The 14057-nt window shown below is 57.3% G+C and carries 13 protein-coding genes and 1 pseudogene; 12 read left to right on the plus strand and 2 right to left on the minus strand.

Annotated elements, in window-relative coordinates:
- The first annotated feature begins 62 nt into the window (after nucleotides 1-62).
- The 4 genes from ugpA to ugpQ all read left to right on the plus strand — a co-directional run bounded on the left by ugpA (nucleotide 63) and on the right by ugpQ (nucleotide 3869).
- On the plus strand, nucleotides 63-950 hold the full coding sequence (gene ugpA, locus GO007_RS19885) for a sn-glycerol-3-phosphate ABC transporter permease UgpA (protein WP_095102949.1): 888 nt from the start codon (nucleotides 63-65) through the stop codon (nucleotides 948-950).
- Entirely contained in the window at nucleotides 947-1792 is an 846-nt protein-coding gene (gene ugpE / locus GO007_RS19890) for a sn-glycerol-3-phosphate ABC transporter permease UgpE (protein ID WP_095102951.1), read from the plus strand. Before ugpA ends, ugpE begins: the two co-directional genes overlap by 4 nt.
- 269 nt (nucleotides 1793-2061) lie before the next feature.
- Complete coding sequence (locus GO007_RS19895; RefSeq protein WP_095102953.1) at nucleotides 2062-3132, plus strand: sn-glycerol-3-phosphate import ATP-binding protein UgpC; 1071 nt, start codon at nucleotides 2062-2064, stop codon at nucleotides 3130-3132.
- Nucleotides 3129-3869: a glycerophosphodiester phosphodiesterase gene (ugpQ, locus tag GO007_RS19900; RefSeq protein ID WP_095102955.1), complete on the plus strand. Its 741-nt coding sequence runs from the start codon at nucleotides 3129-3131 to the stop codon at nucleotides 3867-3869. Before GO007_RS19895 ends, ugpQ begins: the two co-directional genes overlap by 4 nt.
- Nucleotides 3870-3887: 18 nt before the next feature.
- On the opposite strand, the gene GO007_RS19905 is transcribed toward ugpQ, so the two are convergent.
- Nucleotides 3888-4214 carry a DUF2756 family protein gene (locus GO007_RS19905; RefSeq protein ID WP_095102957.1) on the minus strand — a complete coding sequence of 109 codons (327 nt, stop codon included), beginning with the start codon at nucleotides 4212-4214 and terminating at the stop codon, nucleotides 3888-3890.
- A gap of 120 nt (nucleotides 4215-4334) precedes the next feature.
- Here GO007_RS19905 and ggt point away from each other — a divergent pair, with 120 nt between their 5' ends.
- Nucleotides 4335-6077 carry a gamma-glutamyltransferase gene (gene ggt, locus GO007_RS19910; protein ID WP_095102959.1) on the plus strand — a complete coding sequence of 581 codons (1743 nt, stop codon included), beginning with the start codon at nucleotides 4335-4337 and terminating at the stop codon, nucleotides 6075-6077.
- Between the two features lie 44 nt (nucleotides 6078-6121).
- Here the strand turns inward: ggt and GO007_RS19915 are convergent.
- Nucleotides 6122-6576, minus strand: a pseudogene (locus GO007_RS19915) (GNAT family N-acetyltransferase).
- Between the two features lie 358 nt (nucleotides 6577-6934).
- On the opposite strand from GO007_RS19915, the gene GO007_RS19920 reads away from it, so the two are divergent.
- The 7 genes from GO007_RS19920 to GO007_RS19950 form a co-directional block, all read left to right on the plus strand.
- Nucleotides 6935-7972 carry an oxidoreductase gene (locus GO007_RS19920; protein WP_095102962.1) on the plus strand — a complete coding sequence of 346 codons (1038 nt, stop codon included), beginning with the start codon at nucleotides 6935-6937 and terminating at the stop codon, nucleotides 7970-7972.
- A 121-nt stretch (nucleotides 7973-8093) separates the two neighbouring features.
- Nucleotides 8094-8789, plus strand: coding sequence for a quercetin 2,3-dioxygenase (yhhW, locus tag GO007_RS19925; RefSeq protein ID WP_041143039.1), 696 nt, complete (start codon nucleotides 8094-8096; stop codon nucleotides 8787-8789).
- Between the two features lie 194 nt (nucleotides 8790-8983).
- Nucleotides 8984-9979: a gluconate operon transcriptional repressor GntR gene (gene gntR, locus GO007_RS19930; RefSeq protein ID WP_095102964.1), complete on the plus strand. Its 996-nt coding sequence runs from the start codon at nucleotides 8984-8986 to the stop codon at nucleotides 9977-9979.
- A gap of 188 nt (nucleotides 9980-10167) precedes the next feature.
- Complete coding sequence (gene gntK / locus GO007_RS19935) at nucleotides 10168-10698, plus strand: gluconokinase (protein WP_095102966.1); 531 nt, start codon at nucleotides 10168-10170, stop codon at nucleotides 10696-10698.
- Entirely contained in the window at nucleotides 10698-12038 is a 1341-nt protein-coding gene (gene gntU, locus GO007_RS19940) for a gluconate transporter (RefSeq protein ID WP_095102968.1), read from the plus strand. The genes gntK and gntU overlap by 1 nt, the downstream gene beginning before the upstream one ends.
- A gap of 458 nt (nucleotides 12039-12496) precedes the next feature.
- The gene (gene asd, locus GO007_RS19945; protein ID WP_095102970.1) at nucleotides 12497-13603 is read left to right on the plus strand and encodes an aspartate-semialdehyde dehydrogenase; all 1107 of its coding nucleotides are present in this window, start codon (nucleotides 12497-12499) and stop codon (nucleotides 13601-13603) included.
- Nucleotides 13604-13846: 243 nt separating this feature from the next.
- The coding region (locus tag GO007_RS19950; RefSeq protein WP_143350190.1) for a GlgB N-terminal domain-containing protein at nucleotides 13847-14057 on the plus strand (211 nt) is incomplete at its 3' end.

Raw genomic sequence — 14057 nt, forward strand, 5'->3', positions numbered from 1 at the left:
CGCCTTTGGCGATCGCCGGTAGCAGTGAATCGGTAGGCATCATCGAGCAAAAGAGTAACCTCATGTCATCAACCCGTCCGGTATTCCGCTCGCGCTGGCTGCCCTATCTGCTGGTTGCGCCGCAGCTGATTATCACCATTATTTTCTTTATCTGGCCCGCGGGCGAGGCGCTGTGGTATTCGCTGCAGAGCGTCGACCCGTTTGGCCTCTCCAGCCAGTTCGTCGGCATGGATAACTTCGTTACCCTGTTCCACGACCCGTACTATCTGGACTCATTCTGGACCACCATCAAGTTCAGCTCGATGGTGACGTTTAGCGGCCTGATCGTCTCGCTGTTTTTCGCCGCGCTGGTCGACTACGTGGTGCGCGGCAGCCGCTTCTATCAAACGCTGATGCTGCTGCCCTACGCCGTCGCGCCCGCGGTCGCCGCGGTGCTGTGGATTTTCCTCTTTAACCCAGGACGCGGGCTGATTACCCATTTTCTCGCCGAGATGGGCTACGACTGGAACCACGCGCAGAACAGCGGCCAGGCGATGTTCCTCGTGGTGTTTGCTTCGGTATGGAAGCAGATTAGCTACAACTTCCTGTTCTTCTTCGCCGCGCTGCAGTCGATCCCGCGCTCGCTGGTGGAGGCCGCGGCGATTGACGGGGCCGGCCCTGTCCGCCGCTTTTTCAAGCTGGCGCTGCCGCTGATTGCGCCGGTGAGCTTCTTCCTGCTGGTCGTCAACCTGGTTTACGCCTTCTTCGATACCTTCCCGGTTATCGATGCCGCCACCGCCGGCGGCCCGGTCCAGGCGACGACGACGCTGATTTATAAGATCTATCGTGAAGGTTTCGCCGGGCTCGATCTCTCCGCTTCCGCCGCGCAGTCGGTGGTGCTGATGATGCTGGTGATTGTGCTGACGGTGGTTCAGTTCCGCTATGTTGAACGTAAGGTGCGCTACCAATGATTGAGAACCGTCCAGGGCTGACGATTTTCAGCCACACCATGCTGATTGCGGGGATTGCCGTCATTCTGTTTCCGCTGTACGTCGCCTTTGTCGCGGCAACGCTGGACAACAAGGCGGTCTTTGAGACGCCGATGACGCTGATCCCCGGCGGCCACCTGCTGGAAAATATGGCCACCATCTGGAAACAGGGCGTGGGGGCCAACAGCGCGCCGTTCTGGCTGATGATGCTCAACAGCTTCATCATGGCGTTCAGCATTACGGTGGGCAAAATCGTGGTGTCGATGCTGTCGGCATTCGCCATCGTCTGGTTCCGCTTCCCGCTACGTAACCTGTTCTTCTGGATGATCTTTATCACCCTGATGCTGCCGGTTGAGGTGCGAATTTTCCCGACGGTGGAAGTGATTGCCAACCTGAAGATGCTCGATAGCTACGCCGGGCTGACGCTGCCGCTGATGGCCTCGGCAACCGCCACCTTCCTGTTCCGCCAGTTCTTTATGACCCTGCCGGATGAGCTGATTGAAGCGGCGCGGATCGACGGCGCTTCGCCGATGCGCTTTTTCCGCGACATCGTGCTGCCGCTGTCGAAAACCAATCTCGCGGCGCTGTTCGTTATCACCTTTATCTACGGCTGGAACCAGTACCTGTGGCCGCTGCTGATTATTCAGGATATCAATCTCGGCACCGCGGTGGCGGGTATCAAAGGCATGATCGCCACCGGCGAGGGTACCACGCAGTGGAACCAGGTGATGGCAGCGATGCTGCTGACGCTGATCCCGCCGGTCGTCATTGTATTAGCCATGCAGCGCGCGTTTGTGCGCGGTTTAGTGGACAGTGAGAAGTAGGTTGTATCCCTTGATTGTTCGTGGCGTCGACGCTGAGCCGAAACCGCGTAATCAAGGCGGAGGATGATGGACATAGTGGGCCTATGTCCAAATCCGACAACGCAGAGTACGCGGTTTCGGCACGCGTCCCGAAGGGCTGGGGCCATTTTTGCCCGGTACCGCGTTACTCGCGTCTTATTTGGGCCCACCAAACTGCGACGCTTGCGCCTTGCCCCGAGCAAAAATAGCCGCCAGCGACGTTCATGAACAATCAAGGGATACAACCTTTTATGGCAGGACTTAAATTACAGGCAGTAACCAAAAGCTGGGATGGCAAAACCCAGGTGATTCAGCCGCTGACGCTCGACGTGGCGGACGGGGAGTTTATCGTAATGGTCGGGCCTTCCGGCTGCGGAAAATCGACGCTGCTGCGGATGGTGGCCGGGCTTGAGCGGGTGACCAGCGGCGATATCTGGATTAATCGCCAGCGCGTCACCGAGATGGAGCCGAAGGATCGCGGCATCGCGATGGTGTTCCAGAACTACGCCCTCTACCCGCATATGAGCGTGGAGGAGAACATGGCCTGGGGGCTGAAAATTCGCGGGATGGGTAAAAGCCTGATTGACGAGCGGGTGCAGGAAGCGGCGCGTATTCTGGAGCTTGATGGCCTGCTCAAGCGCCGCCCGCGCGAGCTCTCCGGTGGCCAGCGCCAGCGCGTGGCGATGGGCCGCGCCATCGTTCGCGATCCGGCGGTATTCCTGTTTGATGAACCCCTGTCGAACCTTGACGCCAAGCTGCGCGTGCAGATGCGTCTGGAGCTCCAGCAGCTGCACCGTCGGCTGAAAACCACCTCGCTGTACGTTACCCACGACCAGGTTGAGGCGATGACCCTCGCCCAGCGGGTGATGGTGATGAATAAAGGCGTCGCCGAGCAGATTGGCACGCCGGTAGAGGTTTACGAAAAGCCGGCCAGCCGCTTTGTGGCGAGCTTTATCGGCAGCCCGGCGATGAACCTGCTGGACGGGCGCATCAGCGACGACGGCAGCCGTTTTGAACTGGAAGGCGGCCTGCGTCTGCCGATCAATAGCGAGCATCGTCGCCACGCCGGGCGTAAGATGACCCTCGGCATCCGTCCGGAACATTTTGCCGCAGGCCCCGAGACGGAAGGCGGCGTACCGCTGGTGATGGATACGCTGGAAATTTTAGGTGCCGATAACCTCGCCCACGGGCGCTGGGGCGCGCAGAAGCTGGTCGTCAGGCTGCCGCATCAGCAGCGTCCGGCGGCGGGCAGCACCCTGTGGCTGCATCTGCCGCAGGATCATCTGCACCTCTTTGATGGTGAAACAGGACAACGCGCATGAGTTACTGGCCTTACCCCCATATCGTCGCCCATCGCGGCGGCGGAAAGCTGGCGCCGGAGAATACCCTCGCCGCTATCGATACCGGCGCTCGCTTTGGTCATACCATGATCGAGTTCGACGCCAAGCTGTCGAAAGACGGGCAAATCTTTTTGCTGCATGACGATAACCTTGAGCGCACCAGCAACGGCTGGGGCGTGGCGGGCGAGCTGGCGTGGCATGAGCTGCTGAACGTCGATGCGGGAAGCTGGTACAGCCGCGAATTTAAAGGCGAACCGCTGCCGCTGCTGTCCGCCGTGGCGGAGCGTTGCCGCAAGCTGAACATGATGGCCAATATCGAAATTAAGCCAACCACCGGCACCGGCCCGCTGACCGGCAAGGTGGTGGCCTTAGCGGCCCGCGAGCTATGGCAAGGTATGACCGCGCCGCTGCTTTCATCGTTTGAAATCGACGCCCTGGAAGCGGCGCAGCAGGCCGTGCCGGAGCTGCCGCGCGGGCTGCTGCTGGACGAGTGGCGTGAGGACTGGCGCGAGCTGACCGCCCGGCTGGGCTGCGTGTCGATTCACCTGAACCATAAGCTGCTCGATGAAGAGCGGGTGGCGAGCCTGAAGGCCGCCGGCCTGCATATTCTGGTGTATACCGTCAATAAACCCCAGCGTGCCGCCGAGCTGCTGCGCTGGGGCGTAGACAGCATCTGTACCGATGCGATAGACGTCATTGGCCCCAACTTCCAGCCATAATCTGCCGACAGGCGGCCCTTACGGGGTCGTCTGTCGTGGCAGCATGCCGCCGCTATTGTTTGGCAGCACCTGCTGCTGTGACGGATTCAAATTCCCGCTTTGCGATACGCGCTGCTGGTTGTTATTCAGCTGCGTCTGAAGATGCTGCTGCTGAGCGCGCGTCTGGCTCTGGATATCCTGCTTCAGCATATTCTGCTGTTGCTGCTGCTGGACCTGCATCTGGTTTTGCATCCGCTGCTGGCTGGGGACGACATACCCCGGCTGGTTGGGATTGTTGGTGGTATTGAGCGGCTGTGCCAGGGCGGTCAACGGCATCAGCGCCGCCAGAAATAGTATTGCTTTCATTGTTCTCTCCTCCCGTGCGTGGGATCGCTTAAGTGTACCTCCTTTCCGGCATAACAATGATTTTTTAGGACTTATCAACCAGACTTATGCAGGGATAAAAACACATTCAGGAGTATGGCAATGAGAACAACAGTATTCTGGCGTCAGGCGGTCATCGCACTGCTGCTGGCGGGCGGGAGTTTTACCGTCGCCGCAAGCCCCGCACCGCCTCCCGTATCCTACGGCGTTGAAGAGGATGTATTTCACCCGGTTCGCGCCCAGCAGGGAATGGTGGCTTCGGTTGACGCGCTGGCCACCCGCGTAGGCGTGGATATTTTGCGCCAGGGAGGGAATGCCGTCGATGCGGCGGTTGCCGTGGGCTATGCGCTGGCGGTCACGCACCCTCAGGCGGGCAATATTGGCGGCGGCGGTTTTATGATGCTGCGCACCAAAGACGGTAAAACGACGGCCATTGATTTCCGCGAAATGGCGCCGGAGCAGGCGACCCGCGATATGTTCCTCGACGATCAGGGCAACCCGGATAGTAAAAAGTCGCTGACCTCGCATCTCGCGTCCGGCACGCCGGGCAGCGTTGCCGGCTTCTCGTTGGCGCTGGAAAAATACGGCACGATGCCGCTGAACAAGGTGATTCGTCCGGCCATTAAGCTGGCTGAAGAGGGCTTCACGGTAAACGATGCGCTGGCGGACGACCTGAAAACCTACGGCAGCGAGGTGATCCCGAACCACGCCAACAGTCGGGCTATCTTCTGGAAAAACGGTGAGCCGCTGAAAAAGGGCGACAAGCTGGTACAAAAGCAGCTGGGGAAAAGCCTGGAGCTGATCGCCGAGCACGGCCCGGACGCGTTTTATAAAGGGGCGATTGCCGATCAGATCGCCGATGAGATGCAAAAAAACGGCGGGCTGATAACCAAAGCCGATCTGGCGGGCTACCGGGCGGTAGAACGCACGCCGATAAGCGGCGATTATCGCGGCTACCAGGTATTCTCGATGCCGCCGCCTTCCTCCGGGGGGATCCACATCGTGCAGATCCTCAACATCCTCGAAAACTTCGATATGCATAAGTTCGGCTTCGGCAGCGCGGACGCCATGCAGGTGATGGCGGAAGCGGAGAAGCACGCCTATGCCGATCGCTCGGAGTATCTTGGCGACCCGGATTTTGTCAAGGTTCCGTGGCAGGCTCTCACCAGCAAGGCCTACGCCAAATCGATAGCTGAACAGATCGATATTAACAAAGCGAAACCCTCCAGCCAGATCCGCCCGGGCAAGCTGGCGCCTTACGAGAGCAATCAGACCACCCACTTTTCGGTGGTGGATAAAGACGGCAATGCGGTGGCGGTGACCTACACGCTGAATACCACTTTTGGCACCGGTATTGTGGCGGGGAACTCCGGTATCTTAATGAATAATCAGATGGATGATTTCTCGGCGAAGCCCGGCGTGCCCAACGTTTACGGGTTGGTGGGCGGTGACGCCAACGCCGTCGGGCCGCAAAAACGCCCGCTGTCGTCAATGTCGCCGACGATTGTGGTGAAGGATGGTAAAACCTGGCTGGTCACCGGCAGCCCTGGCGGCAGCCGTATTATCACGACCGTGCTGCAAATGGTGGTGAACTCCATCGATTTTGGGATGAACGTAGCGGAAGCCACCAACGCACCGCGCTTCCATCATCAGTGGCTGCCCGATGAGCTGCGGGTGGAGAAGGGCTTTAGCCCGGATACCCTGAAGCTACTGACGGAAAGAGGGCAGAAGGTAGCGGTGAAAGAGGCGATGGGCAGTACGCAAAGTATTATGGTCGGCCCGGACGGCACGCTGTATGGCGCATCTGACCCGCGTTCGCCGGGGGATTTAACCGCCGGATACTAAGCTATCTTTAACCCTCTCCCCGAACGGGAGAGGGTTGGGAAGGGCTACTCTTTCAGGCGCGCCATAAAGAGGGCATCGACGTATTCGCCGTTGCGCAGCGCAAATTTACGCCCGGTACCTTCAACGCTAAATCCGTATTTGCGATAGACGGCAATGGCGGGGTCGTTATCAGAAAATACCGTTAATTCAATGCGTTCGACGCGTAGCCAGTTATCGCACAGATTTACCATCTCGCGCATCAGGGCGCTGCCGACGCCGCGTCCGTGAAAGTTTGCCGCCACGCTCATGCCGAAGGTTGCGACATGGCTACGGCGCGGACGGGTTTCAACGCTTAGCATCAGGTGTCCGACGACCTGCTCGTCGATGCTGGCGACCAGATGGTGGCCGTTGGGCCGGGGCTGTAGTCGTTCCTGCCACGTTTCCATCGCCGGATGAGGAAGCTGTGTGCAGTCAGCTGACGTAACGGCTCTGCATCGCGCGGTTCGGCGTGGCGTATCACTATCTCACTCATTCCTCTTCTCCTTAGCGCCTGCATATCAGGCTTTATCTGCTCGTTTAGTCCCTTTCAACATCCCTGACTTTAAAAAACGCGTCAACGGCTAATTTTTGCAAAAAGAAGTAGACAAGTGCGAATGAGAATGATTATTATTGTCCTGCATTCAGGGAGACCCTTGCGGAAAGCCTGAAAGCACGACATTGCTCACATTGCTTCCAGTATTACTTTAGCCAGCCAGGTGCTGGCTTTTTTTTTGCCTTTTTTTGCCGGTCGTTTCCACCATCTTGAGTGGGTTAAGAGTTAAGTTCGTGACCGGGGTGCGCTATGGTTAGGAGCAGAAACCTCAACTAAGGACTGCGTTATGACTCTGCACTGCGCGTTTATTGGATTCGGCAAAAGCACCACCCGCTACCATCTTCCTTACGTCCTGCACCGCAAAGACCGCTGGCATGTTGCGCATATCTATCGCCGTAGCGCGAAGCCGGAAGAGCAGGCGCCGCAGTACTCGCATATCCACTTCACCAGCGATCTCGATGAGGTACTCAATGACCCTCAGGTCAAGCTGGTGATTGTCTGCACCCATGCCGACAGCCACTTTGACTACGCGAAACGCGCGCTGGAAGCAGGGAAGAACGTACTGGTGGAAAAACCCTTCACCCCGACGCTGGCCGAAGCGAAAGAGCTGTTTGCGCTGGCAAAAAGCAAGGGGCTGACGGTAACGCCGTACCAGAACCGCCGCTTTGACTCCTGCTTCCTGACCACTAAGAAGGTGATTGAAAGCGGTAAGCTGGGTGAGATCGTTGAAATTGAAAGTCATTTCGACCTCTATCGCCCGGTGGCGGAAACGCAGCCTGGATTAGCGCAGGATGGCGCTTTTTATGGCCTTGGCGTGCATACGATGGATCAGATCATTTCCCTGCTCGGCCGCCCGGATCGCGTGGCGTACGATATCCGCAGCCTGCGTAATAAGGCCAACCCGGATGATACCTTTGAAGCTCAGCTGTTCTACGGCGACCTGAAGGCGATTGTCAAAACCAGCCACCTGGTGAAGCTGGCGTATCCGAAATTTATCGTTCACGGCCATAAAGGGTCATTTATCAAATATGGCATCGACCAGCAGGAAACCAGCCTGAAGGCGAATATCATGCCGGGTGAGCCGGGCTTTTCGGCAGATGAGAGCATTGGCCTGCTGGAGTACGTTGATGATAACGGCGCGAGCGTGCGTGAAGATCTGCGGGTGGAGCCCGGCGACTACGGGCGGGTGTATGATTCGCTATACGAGACCGTGGTGAACGGGGCGGAGAATTACGTCAAGGAAACTGAAGTTCTCACCAATATGGAGATCCTTGAACGCGGCTTCAGACAGCCATCGCCGGCCACGATAACCTTAGATAAATAAGCTTCCTGAGCTCCTCTGCTCTTATTCATATTTTTTGAACAGAGGAGTCAATTTTCACCCTCTATGATCGTTACCGGAATGGGTCCACACTTATTCCATCGAAAACATACGGGGGTGCAACATGATCTACTTACGCAAAGCTAACGAACGCGGTCACGCTAATCATGGCTGGCTCGATTCCTGGCATACTTTCTCTTTCGCCAACTATTACGACGCCAATTTTATGGGCTTTTCCGCTCTGCGCGTCATTAACGATGACGTGATTGACGCCGGCCAGGGCTTCGGGACACACCCGCATAAAGATATGGAAATTCTGACCTACGTGCTGGAAGGGGTGGTTGAGCACCAGGACAGCATGGGTAACAAAGAGCAGGTTCCGGCAGGTGAATTCCAGATTATGAGCGCCGGTACCGGGGTTCGTCACTCGGAATACAACCCGAGCAGCACCGAGCGTCTGCACCTGTATCAAATCTGGATTATGCCGGAAGAAAACGGCATTGCTCCGCGCTATGAGCAGCGCCGGTTTGATGCTCTGCAGGGCAAACAGCTGGTGCTGTCGCCGGACGCGCGCGAAGGCTCGCTGAAAGTGCATCAGGATATGGAGCTTTACCGCTGGGCGCTGCTGAAAGACGAGCAGTCGGTCCATCAGATTGCCGCGGAGCGTCGCGTGTGGATTCAGGTGGTGAAAGGTGAAGTGACCATCAACGGTACCAAAGCGACGACCAGCGATGGCCTGGCGATTTGGGATGAGCAGGCGATCTCGGTTCACGCCGATAGCGACAGCGAAATCCTGCTGTTCGATCTGCCGCCGGTCTAATACTCAGGCCTGCTTTCTGTCGGTCACCCGGTCGCTTACGCGGCCGGGGATTTTTGGCGCAGCGGCTTCGGTGCCGCTCGCGCGATTTCGGCCATTAACGCTAAATAAAGTCGTTAGCGCGCTTTTCTCCGGGAAGGTTGCGCTTTGTCCGTGATAAACTGAGAAAATCTCTCCCATTTATCACAGTCAGGACGATGAAAAAGAAAAGACCCGTACTTCAGGATGTAGCCGATCTTGTCGGCGTGACCAAAATGACGGTCAGTCGCTTTTTACGTAACCCGGAACAGGTTTCCGAGGCTCTGCGTGGCAAGATTGCCGTTGCTCTCGATGAACTGGGTTATATCCCCAATCGTGCCCCTGATATTCTCTCCAACGCCACCAGCCGCGCCATCGGCGTGCTCCTGCCCTCGTTAACCAATCAGGTCTTTTCTGAAGTGCTGCGCGGTATTGAAAGCGTCACCGATGCTTTTGGCTATCAGACCATGCTGGCGCACTACGGCTATAAGCCTGAAATGGAAGAGAAACGCCTCGAATCGATGCTCTCATGGAACATCGATGGCCTGATCCTCACCGAACGTACCCACACGCCGCGGACGCTGAAAATGATCGAAGTCGCCGGCATCCCGGTCGTCGAGCTGATGGACAGCCGCTCGCCGTGCCTCGATATCGCCGTCGGTTTTGATAACTTCGACGCCGCGCGCCAGATGACCGCCGCCATTATTGCCCGCGGCCATCGCCACGTGGCCTATCTTGGCGCGCGTCTTGATGAACGTACTATTATCAAGCAGAAGGGCTATGAGCAGGCGATGCACGACGCGGGCATGACGCCGTACAGCGTGATGGTCGAACAATCTTCTTCCTACTCGTCGGGGATTGAGCTGATGCGTCAGGCGCGTCGCGAATATCCGCAGCTTGACGGGATCTTCTGCACCAACGATGACCTTGCGGTCGGCGCGGCCTTTGAGTGCCAGCGTCTGGGATTAAGAATTCCGGATGATATGGCGATTGCCGGCTTCCACGGCCACGATATTGGCCAGGTTATGGAGCCGCGCCTTGCCAGCGTGCTCACGCCGCGTGAGCGGATGGGGCGCATTGGCGCCGAACGCCTGCTGGCACGTATTCGTGGTGAGATCGTTACCCCTAAGATGTTAGATTTAGGTTTCACATTGTCACCGGGTGGATCTATTTAAACTGACAAGTTTGAAGTAGATCACACATATTCACTTCTGGCACGAATGGTGATTGCTTCTCCATAAGTCCGGTATGACAATGTTACCGATAACAGTTACCCGTAACAATCAACCTGTGCGCGCGCCCGTTCACCTCCGAATCCAAACGGCCTGAAGGACGACGCGTATGTGTCCAGTGGGAGGAAGCTTTGAGCACGACTAACCATGATCACCACGTCTATGTCCTGATGGGCGTTTCCGGTAGTGGAAAATCCGCTGTCGCCAGCGAAGTGGCGTATCAGCTGCATGCCGCGTTTCTCGATGGCGACTTTCTGCATCCGCGTAGCAATATCAACAAGATGGCCTCCGGCGAGCCGCTGAATGACGATGACCGAACGCCGTGGCTTCAGGCGCTGAACGATGCCGCCTTCGCCATGCAGCGGACGAACAAAGTGTCGCTTATCGTTTGCTCGGCGCTGAAAAAAAGCTATCGCGACATTCTGCGCAAAGGCAACCCGAACCTCTCCTTTGTCTACCTGAAAGGTGATTTCGACCTGATCGAAAGCCGCCTGAAGGCGCGCAAAGGTCACTTCTTCAAAACCCAGATGCTGGTGACGCAGTTTGAAACCCTGCAAGAGCCCGGCGTAGACGAAGGCGATGTGTTAATCGTCGATATTGATCAATCGCTGGAAGGCGTGGTCGCGAGCACCATTGAGGTGATCAACAAAGGCAGTAACTAGTGAGTACATTAACGCTTGTTTTAACAGCAGTCGGCTCCGTTTTGCTGCTGCTGTTTTTAGTCATGAAGGCGCGTATGCATGCCTTCGTGGCTTTGATGGTGGTTTCTATTGGTGCAGGTCTCTTTTCCGGGATGCCGTTGGATAAAATTGCGGCGACGATGGAAAAAGGGATGGGTGGGACGCTCGGCTTTCTGGCGATCGTCGTGGCGCTGGGGGCGATGTTCGGTAAGATCCTTCATGAAACCGGCGCCGTCGACCAGATAGCCGTTAAGATGCTGAAATCTTTCGGCCACAGCCGGGCGCATTACGCCATTGGCCTGGCCGGCCTTATCTGCGCGCTGCCGCTGTTTTTCGAAGTGGCTATCGTACTGCTGATTAGCGTCGCCTTCTCGATGGCGCGCCATACCGGCACCAACCTGGTTAAGCTGGTCATTCCGCTGTTTGCCGGCGTAGCCGCCGCTGCGGCATTTCTGCTGCCGGGGCCCGCGCCTATGCTGCTGGCATCGCAAATGCACGCCGATTTTGGCTGGATGATCCTGATTGGCCTGTGCGCCGCGATCCCGGGGATGATTATCGCCGGGCCGCTGTGGGGCAACTTTATCAGCCGCTATGTCGAACTGCATATTCCGGACGATATCAGCGAGCCGAGCCTGGGCGAAGGTAAGATGCCGTCGTTTGCTTTTAGCCTGTCGCTGATCCTTCTGCCGCTGGTGCTGGTGGGGCTGAAAACGATCGCCGCGCGCTTTGTCCCGGTTGGCTCCAGCGCCTATGAATGGTTCGAATTTATCGGCCATCCGTTCACCGCGATTCTGGTGGCGTGTCTGGTGGCGATTTATGGCCTGGCGTACCGCCAGGGGATGGCGAAAGACCGCGTCATGGAGATCTGTGGTCACGCGCTGCAGCCTGCGGGGATTATTCTGCTGGTCATCGGTGCGGGCGGCGTCTTTAAACAGGTGCTGGTTGATTCCGGCGTCGGCCCGGCGCTCGGCGAAGCGCTGACCGGGATGGGCCTGCCGATTGCGATTACCTGCTTCGTGCTGGCGGCTGCGGTGCGTATTATCCAGGGCTCTGCAACCGTCGCCTGCTTAACGGCGGTAGGGCTGGTGATGCCGGTTATCGAGCAGCTGAACTACAGCGGCGCGCAAATGGCAGCTCTTTCCATCTGCATCGCCGGCGGTTCAATCGTCGTGAGCCACGTCAACGACGCGGGATTCTGGCTGTTCGGTAAGTTTACCGGCGCAACGGAAGCCCAGACGCTGAAGACCTGGACCATGATGGAAACCATTCTCGGCACCACCGGCGCCATCGTCGGTATGATTGCGTTTTCGCTGCTCAGCTAAACGTCAATAAGAGGGCCCGGCGCGGCGATGCCGGGTTCTCTTCGTCTGACCGCAGAGGCCGTTTTTATCCTCGCCTCCTGCCCCGTCAATAGCCCATTTCTGCGGCATAATGAGAGCTACGACAAAAGCCTGACACCTCACCATCCCAGGCTCCGCAAGAGTTCGCCGGATTTCGCCGCGCTGCGGTTAACGGCCCGTTTTCCGCGTTAATTCATAATCCAGATCAATAAAAGCGCGGCGGAAATTATTCCCTTTCCGCCGCGCTTTCCCCGATAATCTTTAAGGTTTTTCTGAATGCCAATGGCTACAGATGCCGCATGAGATAAGTTGCTTTACTGATTGTCGGTCAATCATTGATTAATTTCACTTGCGACTTTAGCAGCATTTTGTAATGTGAGGGATGATCCAGTAGGAAACTGGCTTGGCACAAACAGCACACATCTCCCAGGAAATACGTTATGAAAAATGTTGGTTTTATCGGCTGGCGCGGAATGGTCGGCTCTGTACTCATGCAACGCATGGTTGAAGAGCGCGATTTCGACGCCATCCGCCCCGTTTTTTTCTCCACCTCCCAGCTGGGGCAGCCTGCTCCATCATTCGGTGGCAGCACCGGCGGTACGCTTCAGGACGCGTTTGACCTGGAAGCACTGAAGGCGCTGGATATTATCGTGACATGCCAGGGCGGCGATTATACCAATGACGTATATCCGAAGCTGCGTGAAAGCGGCTGGCAGGGTTACTGGATTGATGCGGCCTCTTCGCTGCGCATGAAGGATGACGCGATCATTATTCTTGACCCGGTTAACCAGGACGTGATTACCGCCGGCCTGAATAATGGCGTGAAGACTTTCGTCGGCGGCAACTGTACCGTCAGCCTGATGCTGATGTCCCTCGGCGGCCTGTTTGCTCAGGATTTAGTCGAGTGGGTCAGCGTGGCGACCTACCAGGCGGCCTCCGGCGGCGGCGCGCGCCATATGCGTGAACTGCTGACCCAGATGGGCCAGCTGCACGGTCACGTCGCGACGGAGCTGGCAAATCCGGCCTCCGCGATTCTGGATATTGAGCGCAAAGTCACCTCGTTAACCCGCAGCGGCGATCTGGCGGTGGACAACTTTGGCGTACCGCTGGCCGGTAGCCTGATCCCGTGGATCGACAAACAGCTCGATAACGGCCAGAGCCGTGAAGAGTGGAAGGGCCAGGCGGAGACGAACAAGATCCTCGCCACCTCCGCGGCTATTCCGGTTGACGGCCTTTGCGTGCGCGTTGGCGCGCTGCGCTGCCACAGCCAGGCGTTCACCATCAAGCTGAAAAAAGACGTTTCCATCCCGACCGTTGAGGAGCTGCTGGCGGCGCATAACCCGTGGGCGAAAGTGGTACCTAACGATCGTGACATCACCATGCGCGAGCTGACTCCGGCTGCCGTGACCGGCACCCTGACGACTCCGGTTGGTCGCCTGCGCAAGCTGAATATGGGGCCGGAGTATCTCTCGGCCTTTACCGTCGGCGACCAGCTGTTGTGGGGCGCCGCCGAGCCGCTACGACGCATGCTGCGACAGCTAGCGTAAACACAGGATGAACAATAAAGGGGGTGTCTGACACCCCCTTTTTTTGCGTAATACAAGGAGTAAACGCGGATGTTTGATTTTTCTCAACGGGGGTAAGAAAGCCTTGGCTATGCTTTAGTAAGGAACGACGTTTCCTTGCCTGAAGGTGGGACGGAGCAGAGGGATGCACAGCGTGCTGCGCCGTTCAGGTCAAAAAAAGTCGCCAGATACAGGAAAGGGCGGCACTTACAACAGGATGAAACCATGTCTAATCATATTGATAGAGACGTGATTAATGCGCTTATTGCCGGTCATTTTGCGGACCCTTTTTCCGTGCTTGGCATGCATGCCACCGATGCCGGGCTGGAAGTACGCGCATTATTACCCGATGCCACCGACGTGTGGGTGATTGAACCGAAAACCGGACGCAAAGTCGGCAAGCTTGAGTGCCTCGACTCGCGCGGTTTCTTTAGCG

The sequence above is a fragment of the Klebsiella sp. 10-1 genome, from assembly GCF_009758445.1.
GTDB classification, from domain to species: Bacteria; Pseudomonadota; Gammaproteobacteria; order Enterobacterales; family Enterobacteriaceae; genus Klebsiella; species Klebsiella scottii.

What these genes read in the sequence shown, in the direction of transcription:
- ugpA (WP_095102949.1), top strand. Translation starts at nt 63, where the DNA reads ATGTCATCAACCCGTCCGGTATTCCGCTCGCGCTGGCTGCCCTATCTG.
- ugpE (WP_095102951.1), top strand. Translation starts at nt 947, where the DNA reads ATGATTGAGAACCGTCCAGGGCTGACGATTTTCAGCCACACCATGCTG.
- GO007_RS19895 (WP_095102953.1), top strand. Translation starts at nt 2,062, where the DNA reads ATGGCAGGACTTAAATTACAGGCAGTAACCAAAAGCTGGGATGGCAAA.
- ugpQ (WP_095102955.1), top strand. Translation starts at nt 3,129, where the DNA reads ATGAGTTACTGGCCTTACCCCCATATCGTCGCCCATCGCGGCGGCGGA.
- GO007_RS19905 (WP_095102957.1), bottom strand. Translation starts at nt 4,214, where the DNA reads ATGAAAGCAATACTATTTCTGGCGGCGCTGATGCCGTTGACCGCCCTG.
- ggt (WP_095102959.1), top strand. Translation starts at nt 4,335, where the DNA reads ATGAGAACAACAGTATTCTGGCGTCAGGCGGTCATCGCACTGCTGCTG.
- GO007_RS19920 (WP_095102962.1), top strand. Translation starts at nt 6,935, where the DNA reads ATGACTCTGCACTGCGCGTTTATTGGATTCGGCAAAAGCACCACCCGC.
- yhhW (WP_041143039.1), top strand. Translation starts at nt 8,094, where the DNA reads ATGATCTACTTACGCAAAGCTAACGAACGCGGTCACGCTAATCATGGC.
- gntR (WP_095102964.1), top strand. Translation starts at nt 8,984, where the DNA reads ATGAAAAAGAAAAGACCCGTACTTCAGGATGTAGCCGATCTTGTCGGC.
- asd (WP_095102970.1), top strand. Translation starts at nt 12,497, where the DNA reads ATGAAAAATGTTGGTTTTATCGGCTGGCGCGGAATGGTCGGCTCTGTA.